The following is a 22589-nucleotide window of genomic DNA, read 5'->3' as shown; positions in this document are numbered from 1 at the left end:
GCAGGGGGGGATTTCTGCTTCTGTGCAACTGGAAGGCGCTTGTCCTGTGCATCGTGCACGCGGAGTCGGTGAGCTACTCTGCTACACACAGGGAGGCAAAAATAGAAAACAAAAAACCCCCTGGCTTTCACCAGGGGGTTAACCTTGAAGGGTTATGCTCGTTCAGAGAACGATTAGAAGCGGACGCTCAGGGTCACGCCGTAGTAGGCCACGCTGTGGAAAGCGGTGGCTGGGCCGCCGCCGACGCCGCCGAAGAAGTAGGGCTGGGTAGCGCTACGAGCGAGGTTGGAGTAAGGGCCCATAGGCAGATTCCAAGCCACATAGGGGGTCAGGGTGGCGCGGCTGTTCAGCTTGATCGGGAAGTCGATGCCGACGTTCAGAGCGGTCCAGCCAGTGACGCCTTTGGTGTAGGAGCTGCCACCGAAGACACCGTTGAGACCACCGCCACCGATGAGGTTGCGGGAACCCTGGGTGAAGCCAGCGTTGTAGTTCAGGCCATAGCCAAGACCAACGTGAGGAACGATGCTGATAGCGTCGGTCACAGCGATGGTGGACTTGGCGGTCACGTCGAAGTACCAGCCGCCATTGAACAGGTCATAGTTGGCGCTGGAAGCCAGAGCGATCGGGCCAAGGTTGGTGTTGAGGCCAAGGGTGAGCTGCTGGATGTCATTCATGCCGTAGCCAGAGGAGGCCGGGAAGCCGATCTGGTTGAGCCCGGAACCGTTGGCAAGGGCGCCCATGTTGTGAATGAAGCTGTAGCCGAAGCTGACGCTAGCAGGACCGAAGTCGTGCGAGATGGCAGCACCCAGCTGAAGGCGCTGGAAGGAGGAGGTGGAATTGATGCCGGAGCCTGCGCCAAGGGTGGGGGAGAAATGATCCTGGTCACCAGCGAGGGAGCCGTAGTTCACGTCCCAGAGGAGGGAGGTGCTGCCAGCGCCGTCTTCAGCGGCGCCACCGACGAGGAGGATGCCACCATTGAGGCCGGCACGGACCCAATGCTGTCCGTAGTTGATACCACGCCAGACGTAGTTGGAATCATAGCCGATGGAGGCGGTGATGCCAAGGTCGTCGTTCGCAGGAGCGGGAGCGATCGGGTTTTTCGGGGCGGGTGCGGAAGTACCGGCCACAACGGGAGTGGCGGCCAGTGCCAAGAACCCCAGCGTTTTCAGCAATGCGTTCAATTTCATAGTCTGATTAGTTTGGTATTAGGTTGGTTGGGTTGAGGTCGGACACTCGCATGAATTGCTTCAAGACTAGTGTCTTGGAGCAAGGTACGTGAGCCGTTCAGCCTGCAAGTTAGCAGCGGTCTAATCACTGCAAAGCGTTTTCTTTAATTCTGAGCATTTTTTTGCGCCCGCAGTAATGTCTTGTTTTGTGAATAACTTGCTCTTGTAAAATCGGAAAATTTATGTCGCTAAATATGTTAAATCCAAGGTGGGAGAGCCCATTTTTTTGCTGGTTTATCAAGGGTTGCAGCCTTGCTGCCGTGGTTTTGCTGTTATGCCTGCAGCCCGCACATGCGGCTGAGCGATTTACCCTGATCAGCCTGAGAGTGAGAGTCCATTTGATGCAGTCGGTTATGAACCCAAGGATAAGCACAACGCTTAATAAAGAGGATGTGGAATTGATTTTTAAAGAGGTGAACCGCATCTGGTTTCAAGCCGGAATCCGATTTGAGCTGGAGTGTATAGATAACCTGCAAGCTCTGGAAATTCCTGAAAAACGATGGTATATCAAAGATCGAAATTGGGTCAAAGCAGCCATTCCGACGGAGCATTTTAGTGCGACTGCGATTGATGTCTGCTTTGTGAAGGACATGGGCCCGAACGGTTTTTTTTACGGAGAGCCTGTGGTGGTATGTGAGAAGCCCGAATATCACCCAGTGGCAGGCGGATCTGACAATCCGGTGGCACGTGTGGCGGCCCATGAACTGGGGCATGTGCTTTTTCTGCAGCACCGACAGGAGCATACGAACCTGATGGCCTCCGGCAAAAACGGCATACTGCTCAATGCACAGGAGATCAAAGATGCCAGGAGGAGGGCGCTGGAAATCCTGGGGAAAAAACCTGAGTCGTGAAGCTCAGAGGGCCGCCTGCAGGGCGCTGCCCAGTGCTGTGATTTGTGAAACTGAGTGCTCAGCGCTGAGGGTGATGCGGAGGCGGGCGCTGCCACGTGCCACGGTGGGATAACGGATGCAGGGAATCAGGAAGCCAGAATCCCGCAAGCGTGCACTGGCGGCCAGCGCCTGTGAGGCCTCTCCGATGATGACGGGAAGGATGGCTGCCTGAACTGCTGGTGGTGACATGCCGATGTCTTTGAGCAACTGCACAGCCTGGCCGACATTGGTGTGGAGCTTTGATCTCAGCAGATCGCCGCGTCGGCTACTGATCAGATCAATCATGGTCGTGAGCGCATGTGCCAGATGCATGGGCGGTGCGGTGGAATAGATGAAGCTGCGAGCGCGATTGATCAGGAGGTCGATGACCTGACGCGATGCCGCCAGATAGCCGCCACTGAGGCCGAAGGCCTTGCTGAGGGTGCCGAGATGGAGATCCACCTGCTGATCGACGCCGAGAGCGGCAGAGAGTCCGCGCCCCTGAGGGCCGAGCACACCCACGGCATGGGCTTCATCCACCAGGAGCCAGGCACCGTGCCGGGATTTCAGCTCCACGATTTCCTTCAGCAGAGCGGCATCGCCGTCCATGCTGAAGATGGACTCGGTGACGACGAGTACACGGCCTTGGGCGGTTTGGAGGAGGCGCTCGAGTTTGTCGAGATGGTTGTGTGGGAAGACGCGAATGGTGGCTCCGCTGAGGCGGGCGGCATCCACAAGGCTGGCGTGGCAGAGCTTGTCGAGGATGATGGTGTCCCCTGCGCCCACCAAGGCGGGGATGGTGCCAAGGGCGACGGCGAAGCCGCTGCTGAAAGTGAGTGCGGCCTCAGTGCCTTTGAAATGGGCGAGTGCCTCCTCCAAAGTGACGTGAGAGCGATGAGTGCCGCACACGAGGCGCGAGGCACCCGAACCGCCGCCATATTTAGCGATGCCGTCTTCCAGCGCGGCCTGCATTTCCTGGGAGTGAGCCAGGCCGAGGTAGTCGTTGGAGGAAAAATTGATCCATTCGCGGTCTCCTGAGCGGACGGTGAGGCCGTGTGCTTCATCCAGCGGGCGCAGCTCGCGCCAGAGCTCCTGTGCGCGCAAATCGTCCAGCTGCGCGGCAATATTCCATGTGCGTTCCGTGTCCGGCATGGGTCAGTCCTTGAGGCGGCCCTCCACGACTTCCTCCTTGGCGACACCGAGGGTGAGCGCCTTTTCGTAGTGCCGGCGTGCGAGCTCGATGGCGGGCGGGCGGCGTTCCAGGAGCATCAGCGCCATGTTGAAGTGGGCGATGCCGTAGTCGGGCTTCAGGTCGATGGCGCGCTGGAGTTCGGCCTCAGCGGCGTCGGTCCAGCCAAGACTCTTGGCGGCGATGGCGAGGTAATTGTGAGCGCGAGCATCTTCGGGTTCTTCATGAATGGCACGGGAGAAGCAGGAAATGGCACGGTAGGTATCGCCTTTTTTTTGGACGAGCAGTCCGAGGGCTGTCCATGTCTGGGCGAGCTGGGGATTGAGCTGAACGGATCTCTCGAAGCAATCGATGGCGCGTGATTCATCGCCGGCCTGCTGCTCCACAGCGCCGAGGTTGGCCCAGACGAGGGCATTGCCATCGTCGAGGTCGAGCATTTCCAGGTAAGCCTTGCGGGCAGCGGGCCAGTCCTGCTTGCCGAAGGCGGCGGCAGCACGCTCTCCAAGCACCTTGGTGAAAGGAGGCAGCATGCCGGTTTTATCCGTTTTGGCCGGGGTGTAGGATGGAGCCTCCTGGGCGTGAATGGCTGCGGCCAGGAGAAGCGGCAGGGAGGATTTCAGCAAAAGCGAGGGCGACATGGTGGGGGACTATGCGCTGAAACCAGCGCAGGAAAACATCTTGCGTATCTGGGAGGAAGGGGAATGTTCGCCCGAACAGCCTTGAATTGAACATGTTCACTGAAACTGACTCCCGCCTTACCGCCCGCCAGCAGGAACTCCTGGAGTATCTGCGCAGCTACCAGCGCAGCAACGGCGTCATGCCCTCCACGCGTGACATCCAGCGGCATTTTGGCTTTTCCAGCCAGACGGCGGCGATGAGCCACCTGAGGGCGCTGGAAAAGAAGGGCGTGATTCAGCGGCATCCGCACAAAGCGCGCGCTGTGGTGTTTCCTGAAGACCTGGACCGAGCGGAGATCGTGGACATTCCGGTGTTTGGGCAGATCCCGGCTGGCATGGCTGCGGCGGACATGGTGCAGAATGCGGACCGCTGCATTTCGGTGGATGTGAACACGCTGGGCATTCCGCGCACGGCGAAGAGCTTTGCGCTGAAGGTGCGGGGTGAGTCGATGATCGGCGCGCTGATTGGCGATGGAGACATTGTCATTCTCGAAATCCGCGAGCCGAGGCCGCGGGATATCGTGGCAGCTTTGATCGATGGCGAGAGCACCCTGAAGCGGTATCTCATCAAGGATTCCCAGCCTTATCTGCAGGCTGAGAATCCTGAGTTTCCGGATCTGATTCCTGCGAGAGAGCTGCTCATCCAAGGCGTGATGATCGGGCTGATCCGGCATGTGCGGCAGGGCTGAGGAGATCAGCCGACGTAGCGCTCGCGCAGGTGCTTGATGTGCCATTTGGCGTCCGTGGGGCTGCCAGTGGCCTGGGAGATGATCTCCTGAGGGAGGAAGGCGGCGCCCTTGGAATGGACATTGGTGCGCAGCCACTGGAGGAGAGGTGCGTAGTCGCATTTCTCCAGAGCGGCGGCGATTTTCTTCTGCTTTTTGGCCGTGGCGAAAAGCTGGGCGGCATTGAGATTTCCGAGGGTGTAGGTGGCGAAGTAGCCGAGGCCGCCCATGCTCCAGTGGATGTCCTGCAGGCAGCCGCGACGGTCGTCGGGTGGCGTCATGCCAAAGAGTTCGCGGTATTCCTCGTTCCAGACTTTGGGCACGTCCTGGACGGAGAGCTCGCCTTTAACGAGGCGGCGTTCGATGCCGAAGCGGAGAAGGATGTGGAGATCGTAGGTGGCTTCGTCTGCCTCGACGCGGATGAAGCTGAACTCGCTGCGCAGCATTTCCTTCATGAAGGCGTCGAGCTTCACTTTGCGCAGGTGAGGGAAGAGCTCCTGGGCGCGGGGGAACCACTTTTTCCAGAAGATGAGGCTGCGGCCAACATGATTTTCCCAGAGGCGGCTCTGGGATTCGTGAATGCCGAGGGAAGCGGCGCTGCCGCTGGGGAGGCCGTAGTCGAGTCCGGGGAGGCCCTGCTCGTAGAGGCCGTGTCCGGCTTCGTGCATGACGCCGAAGAGGGAGGAGAGGAAGTCTTTTTCGTCGTAGCGGGTGGTGAGGCGGACGTCGCCAGGGCCGAGGGTGGTGCAGAAGGGGTGAGCGGTGGTGTCGATGCGACCGGCCTCGAAATCGAAGCCGAGGCTTTGGGCGATTTCGCGGTTGAGGACCTGCTGTTTTTCAATCGGGTAGCGGCCTTTGAGCGCGCCAGGTTTCACCTTGCTGGATTTGGCCACAGCAGCGCGGGATATTTCGGCGAGCTGGGGACGGAGTTTGGTGAAGAGGGCGGCGACTTCGCGGGTTTTGGCACCACGTTCGTAGAGATCGAGAAGCGCGTCATAGGGCTCGTCATCATAGCCGAAAAGGTCGGCTTTTTTGCGGGCGATGCCGAGCACCTTTTCCAGGTGAGGGGCGAAGTGGTCGAAGTCGGACTTACCGCGTGCCTCGACCCAGGCGGCCTTGGCGTGGGCGCAGACCTGGCTCTCTTCCTCCACGAGTTTTTGGGGGAGCTTGGTGGCGCGGTCGATATCCCTGCGCAGGCCGCGTATGTTGGCGGCGTGGGTGGGATTCTCGCTGGTTTCTTTCTCGGCCTGCTCCAGCAGTTTGAGCGTCTTTTTGGAGGTCAGCAGCGAATGGGCTCTGCCGGTGAGGTAGGAGAGCTGACGCGCGCGGTGATCCAGCGCGTGTGAGGGCATGTAGGTTTCCTGGTCCCAGCCGAGCACGGCCTCGGTGGAGGTAAGGAGGGCGATTTCAGAAATGACTTCGCAAAGGGATTGATAGGCGTTGGGCATGTGGATGAACTGGCAGCGGCGTGTGTGGCTGGCAAGCGAAACCACATCGCAAAGAACAGTCACAAACTGCGCTCGCAGATTCTGCGGCGTGCGTATGCTTTGATACCATGAGCAGCATGATTCCCCAAGTTTATGATTCGCCGATTTTCCGCATGGCCTGCCAGCAGTTTGACTTGGTGGCCGATTTTTTGGAGATTCCGGAAAGCGCCCGAGACCGATTGAAGATGCCGAAGCGCGCCGTGAGTGTGGCGATGCCGGTGAGGCGGGATGATGGCAGCACCACGGTCTTCATGGGCTACCGTGTGCAGCACCACCTCACGCTGGGGCCGACGAAGGGTGGTGTGCGCTTCCATCCGGATGTGACGCTGGGAGAGGTGGGTGCGCTGGCGATGTGGATGAGCTGGAAGTGCGCGCTGACCGGGCTGCCGTATGGTGGGGCCAAGGGTGGTGTGACGTGCGATCCGCGTGCGCTTTCGATAGGGGAACTGGAGAGAGTAACGCGGCGATACACGCAGGAGCTGATTCCGTTCATCGGGCCGCAGATCGACATTCCTGCGCCGGACATGGGAACGAATGAGCAGACGATGGCGTGGATGATGGACACGTATTCGCTGCAGAGCGGCCATTGCGTGCCGGCGGTGGTGACGGGCAAGCCGGTGAGCCTGGGGGGATCGCTGGGGCGCAAGGAATCGACGGGACGTGGTGTGGCGTATTTGATTTCACGTGCGATGGATACGCTGGGCATCAATGCGCAGGGAGCGACTGCGGTGGTGCAGGGTTACGGGAATGTTGGCGGTGTGGCGGCAGCTTCACTGAACCGCATGGGGCTCAAGGTGATCGCGGTGAGCGATGCGTTTGGCGGGTTGTATAATCCGAAGGGCATTGATCTGGCGAAGCTGGACGAGCATGTGGCGAAGACGAAGAGCATCGTCGGATTTGATGGTGCAGAAGCGATTACCAACGAGCAGTTGCTGATCACGCCGTGTGACGTGCTGGTGCCGGCGGCGATGGAGCGGCAGATCACGGGAGACAACGCGGCGAAGATCCAGTGCCGCATTCTGGCCGAAGGAGCGAACGGGCCAACCACGCCGGAGGCGGATGCGATCATCGCGCAGCGTCCTGAGATCTTTGTGATCCCGGACATCCTGTGCAATGCGGGCGGTGTGGTGGTCTCCTATTTCGAGTGGGTGCAGGATCTGCAGAGCTTCTTTTGGGATGAGGGGGAGGTGATGAGCAAGCTCTACCGCATCCTGGAACAGGCGTTTGTGCAGACGATCAACTTCAGCCGCAAACGTGGTGTCAGCATGCGCTTTGCCGCGCTGAGCCTGGGCATCCAGCGGGTGCACGAGGCGAAGCAGATGCGGGGGCTGTTTCCGTGATGAGGCTCGCTGCCTCCTCCCGGAATCCAAGCCGCCGGAATGAGGGAGGAAGAGTAGGAGCAGGAGAAAGAGGAGGATTTAAAGTCACTGCATGATCTCTGTCGGACACTCCGGCAGGGAGGCGAGGAAGGCGCGGCCGTAGGGCTTGGTGAGGATGCGGTTGTCGAGGATGGCGCAGATGCCTTTGTCTGTGGCGGTGCGGATGAGGCGGCCGACGCCCTGGCGGAGCTTGAGGATGGCCTCGGGGACGCTGTATTCGGTGAAGGCGTTGAGGCCCTGCTCTTCGAGGTGCTCGATGCGTGAGGCGGTGAGCGGGTGGTCCGGCACGGCGAAGGGCAGGCGGGTGATGATGACGTTGCTGAGGGCTTCGCCGGGGACGTCCACGCCGGTCCAGAAACTGTCGGTGCCGCAGAGCACGCTGTGGGTGTCGCTTTTGAACTCGGCGAGCATCTGGTGGCGGGGCATGCCGCGGCCTTGGACGAGCAGACGCCAGCCGCGCTTGTCGCAGTGGGCTTCGAGCTTGTCTGCCAGTGAGGTCATCTGGCTGTAGCTGGTGAAGAGAATGAAGGCTCGGCCGCTGCTGAGATCGACGAAATGGGTGATCCAGTGCTCCAGCTTTTCGAGGTAACCCGGATCGGAAGGCTGCGGCATTTTCTTGAGCAGATAGAGCTTCATCTGCTTTTTGAAATTGAAGGGGCTTTCGATGCAGGCAGCGCGTGCGTCCTCAGCGCCGACGCGATTGCGGAAGTAGTTCAACTCCGAGTCGTCGCCAATGCCGAGGGTGGCGCTGGTGAAGACGCAGGCCTTGTGGCTGCTGAAGAAAATCTGCTTCAGGCGAGGGGCCACATCGACAGGGGCAGTGTGGAAGGAGACGATGCGGTTTTCGTGGCTGGTGCGCTCGACCCAATGGACGTGGTCTTCGTTTTCCTGATCGAGGAAGGCCTTGATGCCGACGCGGATGCTGGTGAGGCGTTTGGAGAGATCCAGGAGTTCGAGCTTGGTGCCTTCGCGATCCACGGCATCGCCGGCTTTCTGGGCGCGCAGTGAGAGGCGCTGGAGCGGCAGGCTGAGGGTGTCCTCAATGAGGCCGGCTTCGCGCACGCGGAACTCGCGGCCGAGGGCGTTGAATTTGCAGGCGGCCTCAGCTTCGCGGAAAAAGGTGTCCACGTTTTCGAGTGTCTGCAGGACTTCGCGGATGCCGTCTTTGTCTCCGAGGAGCTGGAAGAAGCCTTTGCGGGTCTTGGGATTGTGAAGGCGGCCGAGCTCGAACTTGATGTTGGATTCACTGATGTGAAGGCCGAAGGCTTTCGCGGCGACGTTCTCGATGGTGTGGGCCTCGTCGAGGATGACGAAGTCGCGCGGGAAGAGGAAATTGCAGTCCTCGGCGGTGGTTTCATCTGCTGAGGCCAGCAGGGTGAAGAACAGCGTGTGATTGAGGACGATAACATCGGCCTGCTCCATGCGGCGGCGGACGTCCTGGTACCAGCAGCGGCTGCCGGGCGGGCAGCGGCGGGGAGTGCAGGCGTGGGGCTCGCTGCAGACGAGGGACCACACGCGTGCGCTGGGGGTGAAGTCGAGATCGCTCAGCGTGCCGTCTTCGGTCTCCGCCACCCAGTCGAGAAGCATCTTCAATTCACCGGCTTCGGAAGTGGAGAAGAGGTCTGCGGACTCATTGAGGGCGCGCTTGAGACGGGTGGGGCAGATGTAGTTGCCGCGGCCTTTGAGGATCTCTGCGTGGAAATTGCCCACCAATTGCCGGACGATGGGGATGTCCTTGGAGATGAGCTGCTCCTGCAGATTGATGGTGTGGGTGCAGATGATGGCCTTGCGCTTCTGCTCAAGGGCAAAGGTGACGGCGGGAACGAGGTAGGCGAGGGATTTGCCGACTCCGGTGGCGGCTTCGCAAACGAGGGCGTGGTTGCCATCCAGCGCGGCACCGACGAGCTCTGCCATGCGCTGCTGCTGGGGGCGGTATTCGAACTGCGGAGAGGCGGCCATCCGGCCTTCGGTGGAGAAGGCATGGTGCATGCGTGGCGCGAGAGGAGGCCGCGAGATGCGGCCTGTCATTCCTTCTTCGTGATCTTCGGCGACGTGAAACATGCAGGGGAGTGTGATAGCAGAGAGCGCCGGGCTCAGGGCAACGGGCTTTTTGAGCTGGGAGTTATTTTTTACGCTCGAACCAGATTGCCTGGAGGCTGAGCTTTGCGGCCAGAGTGCGGCCTTCCAAGGGGCCTAGCACCAGAAGCGCCGTAGCGTAGCCATCGGCCAGAGCGGCGCTGGAGTGGATGACGCTGACGGAGGCGAGGGGGTGGGCTATGGGGCTGCCGGTGCGGGGATCGAGGATGTGAGCGTATTCTTTTCCATCTGCCATGAAGTGCTGGCGGTAAACGCCGCTAGTGGCGATGGACTGATCTCTGAGCAGCAGGGTTTGTGCGGTCTCGCCGGGCGGGGCTGCCGGTGCCTGAATGCCGACACGCCATTCGCCGTGAGCGAGCACTTCGCCGCCGATTTCGAGGAGGAAGTCATGCAGGTCTGAGGATTCCAGGTGCTTTGCCAGGTGGTCGAGTGCCCAGCCTTCGGCCACGGCGCTGACATTGATGCGGAGTGCCGGGATGTCTTTGCGCAGGGCGGGAGGGTCGTGGCGGGTGTGGAGGTGCTGCCAGCCGCAAAGGGCTTTGGAGGCGGTGATCTCTTCTGATGAAGGAGGTGCGTTACGTCTGCCGCTGGAGCCGAAGCCCCAGAGATCGATCAGAGGGGCGAGAGTGATGTCGAATGCGTGATTGGTTTCGGTGCTGATGCGTTGAGCGAGTTCGACGACTTCGATGAGTTCGGGCGGGACGGAGATCCAGTCGGTGCTGGACGAGGTGTTGAAACGAGACAGGGCAGATTCCGGCTGCCAGTGGCTGAGAATGGACTCCCAGGCGTCGAGCTTTTGCTGGATCTCCGCCGCAGGAGGGAGGTGCGAGCCGGGATGCACGCGCAGGCTCCAGGTGGTGCCCATGGTGTGACCGCCCACGGAGGTGGGGCTTTCACGTGAGCAGCCGCAGAGAAGCAGGAGCAGAAGAGCGAAACGCATGAGTGAGAGAAAGTGAAGAGGAGTGTCGTTTGAGCCAGCACGATGAATCCTGCTCCCCTTTCCCGCCGCCGTGCCATTCAAACGCTGTTCTGTTCGTCAGCCGCTATGGCTTTGAACCTGCGTAGTGACCGTGCGGCTGCCGAAGTGGGCAAGGAAGGGCTGCACCTGCTGATGATCGGCGACTTTGGCACGGGCGGGGTGGACCAGATCAAGGTGGCGGGGGCGATGCAGAAATTTGTGACCGCGAATGGCCTGAAGCCCGAGGGACTGCTGCTGCTGGGTGATAATTTTTATGGGCCGGTCAAGGAAGGCTTCAAGGTGGACTCTCCGCGCTGGCAGAAGGACATCGAAAACATGTATCCGCAGAGTGTTTTCCCGGGGCCGATGTGGAGTGTGCTGGGTAACCACGACTATCATGACAACGCGGGCGGTGAGAAGGTGCAACTGGCCTATGCTTCGCAGCCGGGGGTGCGCTGGAAGATGCCGGGCAAGTGGTACCGCTTTGACCTTGGGCAGGCGGGAAGTCCGCTGGTGACTTTCCTCTGCCTGGACAGCAACTTGCCCGCCGTTTCCGGAGGGGTGGACAAGAAGACCAAAAAAGCGCGTGGGGCGATGACAGCGGAGGAGGAAAAAGCGCAGCTGGCATGGCTGGAGGCGGAACTGGCGAAGCCGCGCGCGCCTTTCACCATCGCGGTGGGGCATCACCCGCTTTATTCCAACGGCGATCATGGCGACACGAAGCAGCTGATTGCGCAGTGGGATCCGCTCTTTCAAAAGCACAAGGTGCATGCCTATCTTTGCGGGCATGATCATGACCTGCAGCACCTGGAGCTGGAGGGGCGCTTTACGACGCACCTGCTTTCAGGCGGCGGCGGAGCGAGGACGCGCAAGATGGAGGTCAAACACAAGGTGCCGTTTGGCCAAGACGTGCATGGATTCACGCATTTGCAGATCACTGCGCAGGCGCTGAACTTCACGCATTATTCAGCAGATGGAGCGGCGCTGCACCGCGTGACGAAGCTGCAGGACGGCAGCTTCAAGCTGGGCTGATTATCTTTTTGAGAACTGGTCTACTTGTAGCCGGTGACCATGGAGATAGGCACGACCTTGTGCTTGCCCTCCTCGGTCTGGTGGATGGCCACCATGTACATGCCGGTTTTCTTGGGCTTGTAGAAAAGGACGAAGCCCCATCCGTCGAGCACGGGGAGGATTTCGCCGGCTGGCTTGCCTTCGAGATCGAGAACTGCGCCAGTGATGTGAACACCGGAGTTTTTGGGGGCTGCGATGCAGAAGCAGTATTCGTTGCCTTTGTAGAGCTGCAGGCGGGTGGCCTTGCCGAGCTTGGGCTCCAGCGTGCGAGTCCAGACCTCGGCGCGGATGTTGTAGCCTTCGTTCTCCTGGTCGTAGGCCAGTGCGCTGGCGGCTTTTTCGGCGTCTTCAGCTTCACCTGCGTGCAGCCACACCGCCGGTGCCAGCAGCATCAGAGTGCAGAGTGCGAGGAAAACCAGGGGGGATGGGGCGGCAGGGGAGCGCATGGCACAAAAAGCGAGAAATCACTCTCACACGCTAATATAGCCGTTGCATCAGGAAAATCCCAAGATTCTGTTCGGCTGTTAGTACCTTTCACAGGTTTTACGATCTTTCACCCCCTAATCCCCCGCATTCATGGCTTCGGTAGTTTTTTACATGGAAGACGGCACTACGCTCGTCCACAAGCTGGAAAGCGATGTCACCACCATCGGCAGACATCCTGATAGTGATGTCGTGCTGACCTGTCCTTCCTCATCGGGGCGGCATGCAGTCATCAAGTCCTCCGAAGACGGGTACTACGTGCAGGACGTGGGCTCCAGCAATGGGACGCGGGTGAACGGAGCTGAAATCGAGGAGGCACTGCTCAAGGACGGCGACCGCGTCGGATTCGGGGATGTGCAGTCGGTGTTCTATGCTGGGGATGCTCCCTCGGTGCTGGAGGAAAAGCCAGTGGCTCCGCCAAGCGTGGCCAAATCCCTGCCGCCGCCAGCGCCGGTGATCAGCGCCGAAATTCCTGCTGCATCCAGACCTGCGCCGGCTGGGCGTGCATTGAGCCCGGTGCGCCGTGCTTACGGCAAGCCGGCTGCGGGCAGCTATCCTGACACGACCGAGAGCGGCTGCATGACCGGGATCATCGTTGCAGGCCTGTTTGTGATCGCATTTGCCGTGGGACTGGCGATGCGCCACTCCAAGGAGATGGAGGGCAACCTGATCATTGACCTGAAGGACAAGCTCTTTGGCTCGATGCCCAAGATCAAGATCGAGCGCAAAGCTGACGAATAGGCGGATTTAGAGTGACTGGCGGTAGGCGTCGCAGCGATTGTGCCAGCCTGCCAGCCAGCGCTTTTCGTTGCGCTCTGCGGGGGCATTGGCGACTCGGCGGCTAAGGACGCGCTTCGCAGCCTCCGCGAACTGGGCATTCCAAGGTGTGCGGCTGTCTGAGTGCTCGCCCATGGCCTGCAGGACCTGAAGCAGGCCCCAGCCCTGCCCTTTGTAACGCTCTTTGGAGCTGGTGCCCTCGCCTTTGAAGTTCACATAATCGATGAGGCAAAACTGTCCCTCGGGGGTGGTTTTCAGGGATTGGAAGGCTGTTTGCACCCAAGCGCGGTCCTTGGCTGGTGCTTGTGTCAGCATCTTGGGCAGGGCGGCCTCCATGCGGGTGATGATGAACTCGACCTGCTGCCTGACGGTTCTGCTCAGGAGTGTGCGCAGCTCCTTCTGGCGTTCGCCGTTTTTATCTGCCTCAAAAGAGGCTTTGTCAGGCCACGGGCAGGCTCCCTGCGCCCAGGCCGGAGTGGAGATGCTGCGAGAGGCCAGAAAGGCCATCAAGGGGGGGAAGCTTTCGGCAAAGGGGCCACTGCGTCCCTGGGGGTACCAGATGAAATGGCCGATGCCGAGGGAGGCAAAATCCTCCCCAGAATTCCAGCTGGTAAGCCCGGCCACGGTGCCTGCGCACTCATTTTGCCAGATCCGCTTTCCTACACGGTCAAGCTGGGCGGGGGAGAGGCGGCTGCCGGTGGCTGGAATCTCTGCGCAGGCGCTCAAAGTGCTCAGTCCCAGCAGCAGAAAGGCAAAATATTTGGTCAATTGCATGACGTTTTATATTTTTGTAATCTTAAATGTTTCTGTGCAATTGAAGTGGTTTTTGTAACAATAGCTTCTTCACCCTTGCTCCCAATCGACGAATTTCATTAAGTTTGCTTCACTGATTTTTCACCCTTATTCTTTTGACCCTTCAGTCTTTTCTGCGCGTCCGGCATGCCGTATCTGGCCTTCAACCTTAATGATGGAAATGAGTTCGTCTTCGACATCCTCGAAGAACGGCTGTCCATAGGACGTGAAGCCAGCAACGATATTGTCATCGACAATACGTTCATCTCCACCTTTCACGCCGAGTTTATCCGTCAGCCGGACGGGGGGTATGAGATTGTCGATTTGAAGTCCTCAAATGGTACCTTTGTCAATGGCAAGCGTGTGGAACGCGCCCGGGTCAAAGGGGGGGACCGCATCATGTTTGGGCAGCTGGAGAGCCGCTTTAGAGAGCGTGCGCCAAAGGGAATGGCGGCGGATGGAGGCTCGAAGGCTGTGGCCGCCAAAGGCCAGCCCAGCCGGGAAGATGGAAAGAAGGGAGATACAGAGAGCATCCCTGCGCGGGACAAGAATGACCAGCCCGACTCCAAACCGGAGACCAGTAAAATCGAAGTCACCAAGCCGGTGCTGCAACGTGCACCGGCAGATGCCCTGCGGCCGCCTGGAGGCAGCGCGCCGCCGCCGTCGTTGATCCCCAAGCCAAGTGCTGTTCCGCCACCGCCCACGGCCGCGAAGCCAGTGGTGGCCATCCGCGAGGAGGCCGAAAAGCCCAAGACCAGCAAGACGGAAGGCGAAGGTGAGCAGAAGAAACAGGATGAAGCCCGGTCTCTGGACGCCACGCTGGAGGTGCGACGCAAGGAACTGAGCCAGACCCAGGCTGACATTACAGGCTACAAGGTGGAGCTGGAGAAGCTGCGCGGCCAGGTGCAAAACGCCCGGGCTGAAATGGAGAACGCCAAGGCTGAAGCAGGCAAGCTGGAAGCCAAGCGTCGTGAGCTGAGCAACCTGGAGAGCAAACTGGACACCACGCGAACGCTCGTCAGCAAGGCGGAGCAAGATTTGAACATGGCCCAGCAGGGGCTGCAAAACCTGCACTCGGAGGCAGACAAACAGCGCAAGGAGCGAGAGGCTTCTGTGGCGAAGCTTCTGGCGGAGGAGAAGGCTGCCCAGGAAAAGGTCGAGTCCATCAACAAGTTCCTGGCATCGGCGCAGAAATCAGAGGCCGAGCTGAAAATTCAACGAAGTGCGGAACTGCAAAGTCTGGAGGCAGATCTGACCGCCAAACGTGCTGCGCTGGAGCAGGTGCAGAGCAGTCTGGCCAAAATGCAGGAGGAAGTGGCGGCCAAGGAAGCCGCCGCCGCCAAATCTGCGGCAGAAGTGGCTGCCGCCGACGAGAAACTGGGACTGCTGCAGGGACAACTGACGGCTGCAGAAGCCAAGCTCAAGGAAACCACCCAGCAGCAAGGCGAGGCGCAGAAATCCGAGGCTGAGCTGAAATCGAAACGCAGCGATGAGCTCAAGGCTCTGGAGGCCCAGGTGATGGCCCGAGGGGCGGATCTGGCCAAGGCGCAATCTGAGCTGACGAAACTGCAGGGAGAGCTGGCTGCGAAGAATGACGCGCTGCAGAAAGCCGCGGCTGAGGCCGCCACACGCGAAAGCGCGGTGGCCAAGCTCGCGGCAGACGAGGCTAGCGTGACGCAAAAACTGGCGGGGTTGCAAAAGCAGACCGAGAGCGCCGAGGCTGAGGTGAAACGCCTGGCCGGGCTGCAGGCAGATGCGCAGAAGTCTGAGGCTGAGCAGCGCAGCAAACGCAGCAGTGAACTGCAGGAACTGGACCTGAAGCTGGATGAGCGCCGGGCTGCGCTGGAGCAACTGGACTCCCAACGCGAGGCCAAGCAGAGCGAAGTGGAGGCTGTGAACGCCGCCCTAGCCAAGGCGCAGCAGCAGGTGCAGGCCGCCCAGACGCAAATCGCTCAACTGGGCGGCGAGGAAACGGGCATCGCAAAACGCATTTCTGAACTGAAGGGCAACGAGGAGCGGCTGAACGCACTGACGCAGACGCTGGGCCAGATGGAGAACCAGCGAGGGATGTTGGATGCCGCCATCGGGGCGCTGATGGGCAGGCAGCAGACTCATGAGACGGACGCCAGCGCCGCCGAGCAGCGGATGAACTCCCTCCGTGCGCAGCTTGCAGAGCTGGAGCAGCAGCACCTGGCTGCCGAACAGAAGCTGGCGGGGCTGAATACTCAAAAAGCAGACGCGGAGGCCGCCTATGCCGCGCAGGAGAAGGAAGCGCAGAGCAGGCTGGCCGATCTGGACCGCCAAGCCCGAGATACGCGTAAACTGGATGAAGAAGAGCGACTGGAGGCCGAGAAGCGCCGTGCGGATCTGGAAGCACAGATCAGCGCCCGTGGAACCCAGCTGGCAGACCTGCAGGCACAGGTGAAGGCGCTGGAGGACAAAGCGGCGGATCTCACCAACAAGCTGGATGATCTGGCCTCGACCGATTCGAAACTGAAGGACGCTGCAGATGCCCTGAAGGCGGTGGAGTCCCACAAGGCTGAGGTGGTGGCTGCGGTGGCCGCTTTGGTGAAAGACAGGGATGAGCGCACGCGCGAACTGCTCGCCGCCACCGAGCATGGCCGTGCGCAGACCCTGCTGACGCAGACCCTGACGCAGCGCCGCGAAGTTCTGGAGAAAGAAGTGCGCCAGATCGAAGAGCAGCAGACTGAGCTTTCGCAGGCGCTGGGCAAGCTGCGCGAGCAGGTGAAAGCAGCCGAAAGCGAATTGCAGGAACGCGAGACGAAGGCCGCCGCCGCCGAACAGCGCAGCAAGAACTTGGAAGAACTGGCCTCCACGGCTGATCAGCAATTTAAAGTTCTGCAGGCTGAGCACAAGAAGGTGGCTGAGCAGCTGGCGCTGGCCAAGGCGGATCTGGAGCAGTCCACGGCAGCTGCGGCCGAGCGTAAAAAAGAAGCGGCCGCCGCAGCCGCTGCTGCAGAGAAGAGCTCGCAGCAGCAAATCACGCTCGCGGAAAAAATCAGCGGGCTGGAGGCTGTGATCGCCACGCTGACGGCCACGCATGCCAGCACGCAGCAGAAGCTTGCCGCTGCGGAGTCGGACCATCAGAATCTGCAGGACCGCCTTTCTGAACGAAGCAAGGAGGTGACGGCAGCTGAGGCACGTGTGGCCGAGCTGAAGCAGCAGACCAGCGGGCTGGATGAGCGGGTGAAGGAGCTGGCTGCAGCCAACAAACAACATGCGGAGCTCGCCGCTGTGATCACCACCGCCACGCAGGAGCGTGACAAGCTGCTGGCAGAAACGCAGCGTCTGACGAAGGAGAGGACGGATCTCGAAGCCGTGCTGCCCGACCTGCGCGGCAGCGTGACGCAGACAAGGGCGGAGGCGGACAATCTCAAAGCCGAGCTGGCTGGACTCATCAAAGACCGTGATGCGGCAGCAGCAGCGCTGCAGGAGTCCGTGGCACGACGCAAGGAGACGGACACCGCCCTGGATGCGCTGCGGATCGAGTCAGCCAACCTGGACAAGATTCTCGGTGACAAGCGTGCCAACCTGGAAGCAGAGACCAAGACGAAGCTGGCCGAAGCAAACGCTGCCGAGACGAGGCTCAAGGGAGTGCAGGAGCGCATTGCCGCAGCTGAGAAGCGGCTGGCTGAACTGGCGGATCTGGATGCCCGCATCGCTACAGCGACCAAATCCCTGCGAGACACCGAAACGCAGCGTGCTGCCGAGGAGAAGACGCTGGCGGAACTCGCGCGCAATCAGGAACGGCTGAAGCAGGAAAGCGCCGCGCTCGAGGCAGCCCTGAAGGCGGAGAATGCGCAGCTGGCCGAAATAACCAAGAACGTCAAGGCGAGCGAGGTCAAAGCTGCCGAAGCTGAGAAGCGTGTGGAGAAGGCCACGGCTGCGCAGCTGGCAGCGGAACAAAAGCGAGCCGAGGCTGAGGCTGCCGCTGAGGCTGCACGCACTGAGGAAAAGAACCTGCGCAAACAGATCCCGGCGCTGAACACTGAGCTGGCAGGCATCCAGGCCATGCTGGTCAGTGTGACGAAAGAGCGTGAGGAGGCCTCGCAGTTTGTCACCAGACTGAATGTGACCACCGACACGCAGAACAAGAAGCTGAGCGAGCTGCAGCAGCAGGTGGCCCAGCTGGAGGAGGCGCACAAGCTGCGCGAGGAACGTGTGATGAAGGCGCAGGCGGATGTGGACAAGGAAAGCGCACGCCTGAAAGCGGCGCAGGAGCAGTCCCGTGCCGCCGAAGCTCAGCTGGGAGAGCTGGAAAAAGAGGTCAAGGAAGCGAAGGCGAAGGCAGAAAACGCGAGAAAAGACGCAGCCGCCATCGAAGGCGAACTGCGGCAGCGGCTTGACCGCGTGCAGAATCTCAAGACTGAAGAAGAGAGGCTGGCCAAGGTTGTGGAAACCCAGAAGCAGGCATTAGAGGAGGCAGACGTGTCCCTCAAGGAACTGCATACAAGGATCGAAACACGAAAGACCGAGCTGGGAGATTACATTAACGTCGGTGGTCGGATTCTCGATCTGGGCCAGGTGGTCATGGGGCTGGAATCCCGCCAGACGGAGATCAACAAGTCCCTGCGCAAAACCTCCGAGGAAGAGCTGGCGCTGCAGGTGAAGCTGAATGCGGCCCAGGAGTCTCTGAACCGGGAAATGGCACGAGCCGAACAGGCGCGCAAGGACCGGGAAGGCGCGGATGCGGAGTTCAAGGCATTTAGCGCCGACATTCAGAAACAGGCGGCGGCCCTGCAAAATTACCAATTGGAGCAGAAGAAGCAGATCGCCGAGATGGAAAAGCGGATCGCCGATCTAGGGGCCACTCAGCAGCGTTCTGTCAGCCAGATCGAGGAAACGAAGGCCGAACTGCAGCGGTTGGAGGGCATGAAGCGGGAATTTGCCCAGGCCGAAGCCCAGCTGAAGAAGTGGCAGGAGATCGAAAAGCGGCTGCGCGGACAGCTCGTGGAGCTGGAGGAGAAACACGAGGTCATGCGCAGGGGCCTGCCCACGGACGAGGGAACAGTGGTCATGTTTGCGAACGACATCATCAAGCGAATTGACCTGATCGATTCACTGGTGGCACGCTACGCAGGCTCCAACGGAAGTGACGTGCCGCAGCAGCTGGTGACCTTGCGTGCGTCGTTTGAGGATATTCTACTGCAGCATGGGGTGAGCGAATTTGACGTGGCCCCCGGCACCGAGGTGGATCTGGACCTGCGGAAGAAGATCGCGGTGGTGGATTCCCTGCCTGGCAAGGCCAAGCCGAGGGTCACCGAAAGCTGCCGGTCCGGTTTTATCTTCTCGCGTGGCGAGGGGCACGAGATTATCCTGCGCAAAGTGGAGGTCCGGACCTCCAGCCAGTAGCCCCGCATCCGGAATCTTTCACACACACATTGTTATGGCTGAATACGTTGGAATCGATCTAGGCACCACCCTTTCAGGGCTGGCTTATCTCAAACCTGATGGCAATCCGGAGATCGTGCCGAATGCTGATGGTGAGCGCCTTACCCCCTCGGTGGTGTTCTTTGAGTCGCATGAAGATGTGAAGCTGGTGGGCAGTGCTGCGCGTGATGGTGGAGAGCCGGACCGCACCATTTTCCAGATCAAGCGATACATGGACGATCCGGAGCATCTGGTGGAGATCGATGGCAAGAAGTGGACCCCGGCGGAAATCTCCGCGCTGATCCTTTCCAAGCTGAAGCGCGACTGCTCCAAGATCTGCGGAGACATCAACGAGGTGGTGATCACCGTTCCGGCGAACTTTAACGAACTGGCCCGCAAGAGCACCATCGCCGCCGCTGAAATGGCGGGCATGAAGGTGCGGCGGCTGGTGAACGAGCCGACTGCGGCTGCGGTTTACTACGCCCACTCCCAAGGGGTGAAGGGGCGCATCCTGGTGTTTGACATGGGCGGCGGCACGCTGGACACGACGATCCTGGACGTGGATGGCGACAGCATCAAGATCCTGACCTCCGAAGGTGCGCGCCATCTGGGAGGCAGCAACTTTGACGACATCCTGCTGGAAGCCTACGAGGAGCAGTACAAGAAACAGACTGGTGCAGCGCTCTACAGCGGCGAGCGCCATCGCCGCCGGGTGCTGCAGGCTACGGAGGATGCGAAGAAGATGCTCTCCAAGCTGCAGCGTGTGAACGACACTGTGGCGAATGACACGAACAGCGGCATTGCACGCATTGACCTGAGCCGCGACCAGTTTGAGAAGATGATCCGGAACATGCTGACCCGCTCCGTCTTCCTGGTGGAGCAGGCGCTGGATTCCGCGAAGCTGAAGCCCTCTGACATTGACCACGTGGTACTGGTGGGCGGCTCCACGCGTATCCCGAAGGTGAAGTCGATGCTGGAAAAGATGTTTGGCAAGACGCCAAAATCGTGCGGGAATGTGGACGAGTGCGTGGCGCTGGGCGCGGCCTTGTTTGCCAAGAAGTCCTCCCGCATCCAGGAAGTGTGCAACGCGAGCTACGGTACGCTGGCGATGGTGTACAATGCCAAGACGAAGGAGGAGAAGCTCATGAACTCCATCGTGATTCCGAAGAACACGCCGATCCCGTGCTCACGCACGCAGGTGTATCAGACCTCCGAGGACAATGAGCGCGTGATCGAGGTGGACATCACCCAAGGGGAGGATGAAGACGCAAAGTTTGTCGATGTCATCGGCCGCCTGACGCTGGATGTGCCGCCGAACCGCCCGAAGGGCTGCGAGGTGGCGGTGACCTTCAGCTACGATGAGAACCAGCGCGTGCGTGCACTGGTGGTGGACAAGCAGTCGGGCCGCAGCAAGGAGGTGGCCGTGACCTACAAGGGTGCGGGAGTGCTCTCCGACGAGGAGCTGAAACGCCGCAGCCATCATCTTCGCGCGATGCGCATTGAGTAACCGCCAGCCCAAGAAGGAGCCAACACCATGTTTAAGATCCTCAAATCTCTCTCCAAATCTCTCGGCAGCTCCGCCAAAGCCACCGAGGCCAAACCAGCCGCCGCCAAAGAGGGCACGCTGCTGGACAAGGTGAGCAAAGTTTCTGCTCCAGCCGCCGCCAAAGCGGAGCCACCTAAGAGCCCGGAAGAACTCTGCGGTATCACGCCCAAGATGTCCAAGGACGAGGTGAAGGCGCAGCTGAAGCTGCTCTTCCGACGCTACAACCGCAGCGCCTCCAGCCTGGACGCGAAACTGCGCAGCGAGGCGGAGCGGATGCTGGACGCCATCGTGCAGATGCGTGAGAAGCATTTTGGCGAGATCTGATCTGAGAGCCCGACAAGCCTCAGGGCCTGATCCAAACCGGACGAGTCTGGGTCTGGTGAAGGGCTCCGCCTATGCGGAGCTTAACCGGCATGTTCTCAGAGGGTTTCAGCTTTGCAATGACCGGCTGCCAGGCAGGGCCTTGGAGAAGGATTTCGAACTCCATCTTTCCGCCATAGACAATGCCGTAGGGGTTGACGTTGCGGATGCGCAGCGTGTTCTGGCCGCTGGTGGCGAGGCCGGTGCGATCCGGCTGGAACAGGAGGGTCTGGCCCGCTAGCTCCAGGCTTAGAGGCTGATTGAAAATGGAAAATGCCTCAAAGACGGTGACGGCTCCTGCGAGCCGCAGCTTGGTGCTTTCCGAGAGTTCCGCGTGGGTGATGCGCATGGAGTCGCCCTTTGAAGCGCCGAAGAAAGCCACGGCTGGTTCGCGGCTGGCTCCCTGACCTGTTTTGGGATGAATGGTGTAGCGGGCGTACATGCCCTCCAGCATGTGCTCTGACACATGGCAGTGGTATAGCCAGGAACCGGGGCTGGATGCTTTCATGTCGGCCACTTTCATGGAGGCAGGCAGCAACTCGACCACATCGGTACGGCGGCGTGCATCCTCCATGACACGTGCGCCGTGCCAGTGCGCGGTATGGAAGTCGTCTTCAGAACCCAGGCCGAAGAGATACCAGCGGACGCGTTCGCCTTCATTCATGTCCTGGCCGGTCAGATTGCCGAAAACGAGCCCGTTGATGCAGTGGCGGCTTCCGGCCTCGATGACCTGCTGAGTTTCGGCCCAGCTTCGCTGCTGAGGATTGGCACCTGGGAGGTTGGCGTATTCCAGAGCCTCCAGGGCGTCTGCATCCAGGCCGCTTTCATCGAAGATCATAAACAGGCCAGCCATTTCGCGATCCACATCCGCCGGGGTGCCGTCGGGGCGCGCCCGCTTGGGATCGGTGACGATGATGAAGCCGACCAGCCCTTGATTGACTTCGCTGTCGCCGGTGACGTGGCTGTGGTAAAGCCAGCCTTTGGAGCTGGGCTCTGAAGGCGCAGGGCCCGATGACTCATCGAGCTGCCACATATAGGTAAACCTGGCCTCAGGTGCGATGGCGGCACCAAGTCCTGGCGACAGCTGATCAAGGACACCTTCGTTGTCTTTGTCATAAAGAACGCCATGAGGATGCATGGAGAGAGGCTGTGGGGTGCGGTTAAGGAAGGTGACGGCCAGCGTCTCCCCGACCACGCCGCGCAACACTGGGCCGAGAATGCCGAGGCGATCGGTGGGGAAGACACGGGCGGTGAAGGTGGCATCTGTGTACTGCACGTAGCGCAGCTTGCTGACCGGCCGGTGATCCTGCACTGGGGGCGGTAGTGTGCGACCGCAGACCGGGTCATTTCCCCAAGGTGCGTAGTCCCACTGCACGGGCTCTGCGGCGATGTAGTAGTGGCGTGTTTTGGCGGGATCAGGAGGCTTGCCGAAAAGTTTGCCGCCAACGTCTCCCATTTCAGGAGTCACGGTGGGTTTGATCGCGGGGACCTGGGCGAGCACTTGGGATGCAAAACCGACAAGCACCATGCTGAAAACGACGAGCAACCGCATAATAAAAAGG

The 22589-nt window shown here is 60.3% G+C and carries 17 protein-coding genes; 8 read left to right on the top strand and 9 right to left on the bottom strand.

What is annotated here, in order from left to right; all coding sequences use genetic code 11:
• Positions 1 to 173 precede the first annotated feature (173 nt).
• Entirely contained in the window at positions 174 to 1187 is a 1014-nt protein-coding gene (locus tag HNQ65_RS17870) for a hypothetical protein (protein WP_184341449.1), read from the bottom strand.
• Between the two features lie 431 nt (positions 1188 to 1618).
• On the opposite strand from HNQ65_RS17870, the gene HNQ65_RS17865 reads away from it, so the two are divergent.
• Entirely contained in the window at positions 1619 to 2077 is a 459-nt protein-coding gene (locus HNQ65_RS17865; RefSeq protein WP_221306209.1) for a hypothetical protein, read from the top strand.
• 3 nt (positions 2078 to 2080) lie between these two features.
• On the opposite strand, the gene HNQ65_RS17860 is transcribed toward HNQ65_RS17865, so the two are convergent.
• Positions 2081 to 3247, bottom strand: a complete 1167-nt coding sequence (locus tag HNQ65_RS17860) for an aminotransferase class I/II-fold pyridoxal phosphate-dependent enzyme (protein WP_184341445.1) — start codon at positions 3245 to 3247, stop codon at positions 2081 to 2083.
• A 3-nt stretch (positions 3248 to 3250) separates the two neighbouring features.
• Positions 3251 to 3922 (bottom strand): tetratricopeptide repeat protein, encoded by a 672-nt coding sequence (locus HNQ65_RS17855; RefSeq protein ID WP_184341443.1) that lies wholly within the window; start codon positions 3920 to 3922, stop codon positions 3251 to 3253.
• A gap of 92 nt (positions 3923 to 4014) precedes the next feature.
• On the opposite strand from HNQ65_RS17855, the gene lexA reads away from it, so the two are divergent.
• On the top strand, positions 4015 to 4650 hold the full coding sequence (gene lexA / locus HNQ65_RS17850) for a transcriptional repressor LexA (protein ID WP_184341441.1): 636 nt from the start codon (positions 4015 to 4017) through the stop codon (positions 4648 to 4650).
• A 5-nt stretch (positions 4651 to 4655) separates the two neighbouring features.
• Here lexA and HNQ65_RS17845 read toward each other — a convergent pair whose 3' ends face one another.
• The gene (locus HNQ65_RS17845) at positions 4656 to 6197 is read right to left on the bottom strand and encodes a carboxypeptidase M32 (protein ID WP_343076569.1); all 1542 of its coding nucleotides are present in this window, start codon (positions 6195 to 6197) and stop codon (positions 4656 to 4658) included.
• A 53-nt stretch (positions 6198 to 6250) separates the two neighbouring features.
• On the opposite strand from HNQ65_RS17845, the gene HNQ65_RS17840 reads away from it, so the two are divergent.
• Positions 6251 to 7513 carry a Glu/Leu/Phe/Val family dehydrogenase gene (locus HNQ65_RS17840; RefSeq protein ID WP_246438368.1) on the top strand — a complete coding sequence of 421 codons (1263 nt, stop codon included), beginning with the start codon at positions 6251 to 6253 and terminating at the stop codon, positions 7511 to 7513.
• 84 nt (positions 7514 to 7597) lie between these two features.
• Here the strand turns inward: HNQ65_RS17840 and HNQ65_RS17835 are convergent, their stop codons facing one another.
• Positions 7598 to 9613 (bottom strand): ATP-dependent DNA helicase, encoded by a 2016-nt coding sequence (locus HNQ65_RS17835; protein WP_246438359.1) that lies wholly within the window; start codon positions 9611 to 9613, stop codon positions 7598 to 7600.
• Between the two features lie 61 nt (positions 9614 to 9674).
• Positions 9675 to 10589 carry an FAD:protein FMN transferase gene (locus tag HNQ65_RS17830; RefSeq protein WP_184341439.1) on the bottom strand — a complete coding sequence of 305 codons (915 nt, stop codon included), beginning with the start codon at positions 10587 to 10589 and terminating at the stop codon, positions 9675 to 9677.
• 42 nt (positions 10590 to 10631) lie between these two features.
• Here HNQ65_RS17830 and HNQ65_RS17825 point away from each other — a divergent pair, with 42 nt between their 5' ends.
• The gene (locus HNQ65_RS17825) at positions 10632 to 11639 is read left to right on the top strand and encodes a metallophosphoesterase (RefSeq protein WP_184341437.1); all 1008 of its coding nucleotides are present in this window, start codon (positions 10632 to 10634) and stop codon (positions 11637 to 11639) included.
• 20 nt (positions 11640 to 11659) lie between these two features.
• On the opposite strand, the gene HNQ65_RS17820 is transcribed toward HNQ65_RS17825, so the two are convergent.
• On the bottom strand, positions 11660 to 12124 hold the full coding sequence (locus HNQ65_RS17820; RefSeq protein ID WP_184341435.1) for a hypothetical protein: 465 nt from the start codon (positions 12122 to 12124) through the stop codon (positions 11660 to 11662).
• 130 nt (positions 12125 to 12254) lie between these two features.
• On the opposite strand from HNQ65_RS17820, the gene HNQ65_RS17815 reads away from it, so the two are divergent.
• The gene (locus HNQ65_RS17815; RefSeq protein ID WP_184341433.1) at positions 12255 to 12902 is read left to right on the top strand and encodes an FHA domain-containing protein; all 648 of its coding nucleotides are present in this window, start codon (positions 12255 to 12257) and stop codon (positions 12900 to 12902) included.
• Positions 12903 to 12908: 6 nt separating this feature from the next.
• Here the strand turns inward: HNQ65_RS17815 and HNQ65_RS17810 are convergent, their stop codons facing one another.
• The gene (locus tag HNQ65_RS17810; RefSeq protein WP_246438358.1) at positions 12909 to 13712 is read right to left on the bottom strand and encodes a hypothetical protein; all 804 of its coding nucleotides are present in this window, start codon (positions 13710 to 13712) and stop codon (positions 12909 to 12911) included.
• 165 nt (positions 13713 to 13877) lie between these two features.
• Here HNQ65_RS17810 and HNQ65_RS17805 point away from each other — a divergent pair, with 165 nt between their 5' ends.
• From HNQ65_RS17805 to HNQ65_RS17795, 3 genes are read left to right on the top strand one after another with little or no spacing between them, the layout of a single operon-like run.
• Positions 13878 to 19103, top strand: a complete 5226-nt coding sequence (locus HNQ65_RS17805; protein ID WP_184341431.1) for an FHA domain-containing protein — start codon at positions 13878 to 13880, stop codon at positions 19101 to 19103.
• Positions 19104 to 19137: 34 nt separating this feature from the next.
• A complete protein-coding gene (locus tag HNQ65_RS17800) occupies positions 19138 to 20628 on the top strand; it encodes an Hsp70 family protein (protein ID WP_184341429.1) in 1491 nt (496 codons plus the stop codon).
• 27 nt (positions 20629 to 20655) lie between these two features.
• Positions 20656 to 20991 (top strand): hypothetical protein, encoded by a 336-nt coding sequence (locus HNQ65_RS17795; RefSeq protein WP_184341426.1) that lies wholly within the window; start codon positions 20656 to 20658, stop codon positions 20989 to 20991.
• 19 nt (positions 20992 to 21010) lie between these two features.
• On the opposite strand, the gene HNQ65_RS17790 is transcribed toward HNQ65_RS17795, so the two are convergent.
• Complete coding sequence (locus tag HNQ65_RS17790) at positions 21011 to 22579, bottom strand: multicopper oxidase domain-containing protein (protein ID WP_184341424.1); 1569 nt, start codon at positions 22577 to 22579, stop codon at positions 21011 to 21013.
• Positions 22580 to 22589 lie beyond the last annotated feature (10 nt).

Origin of the sequence: Prosthecobacter vanneervenii, from assembly GCF_014203095.1 — a bacterium.
Classification (GTDB): Bacteria; Verrucomicrobiota; Verrucomicrobiia; order Verrucomicrobiales; family Verrucomicrobiaceae; genus Prosthecobacter; species Prosthecobacter vanneervenii.
The sequence above is the reverse complement of the archived record's forward strand: the minus strand, read 5'-3'. Positions and strand labels throughout refer to the sequence as shown.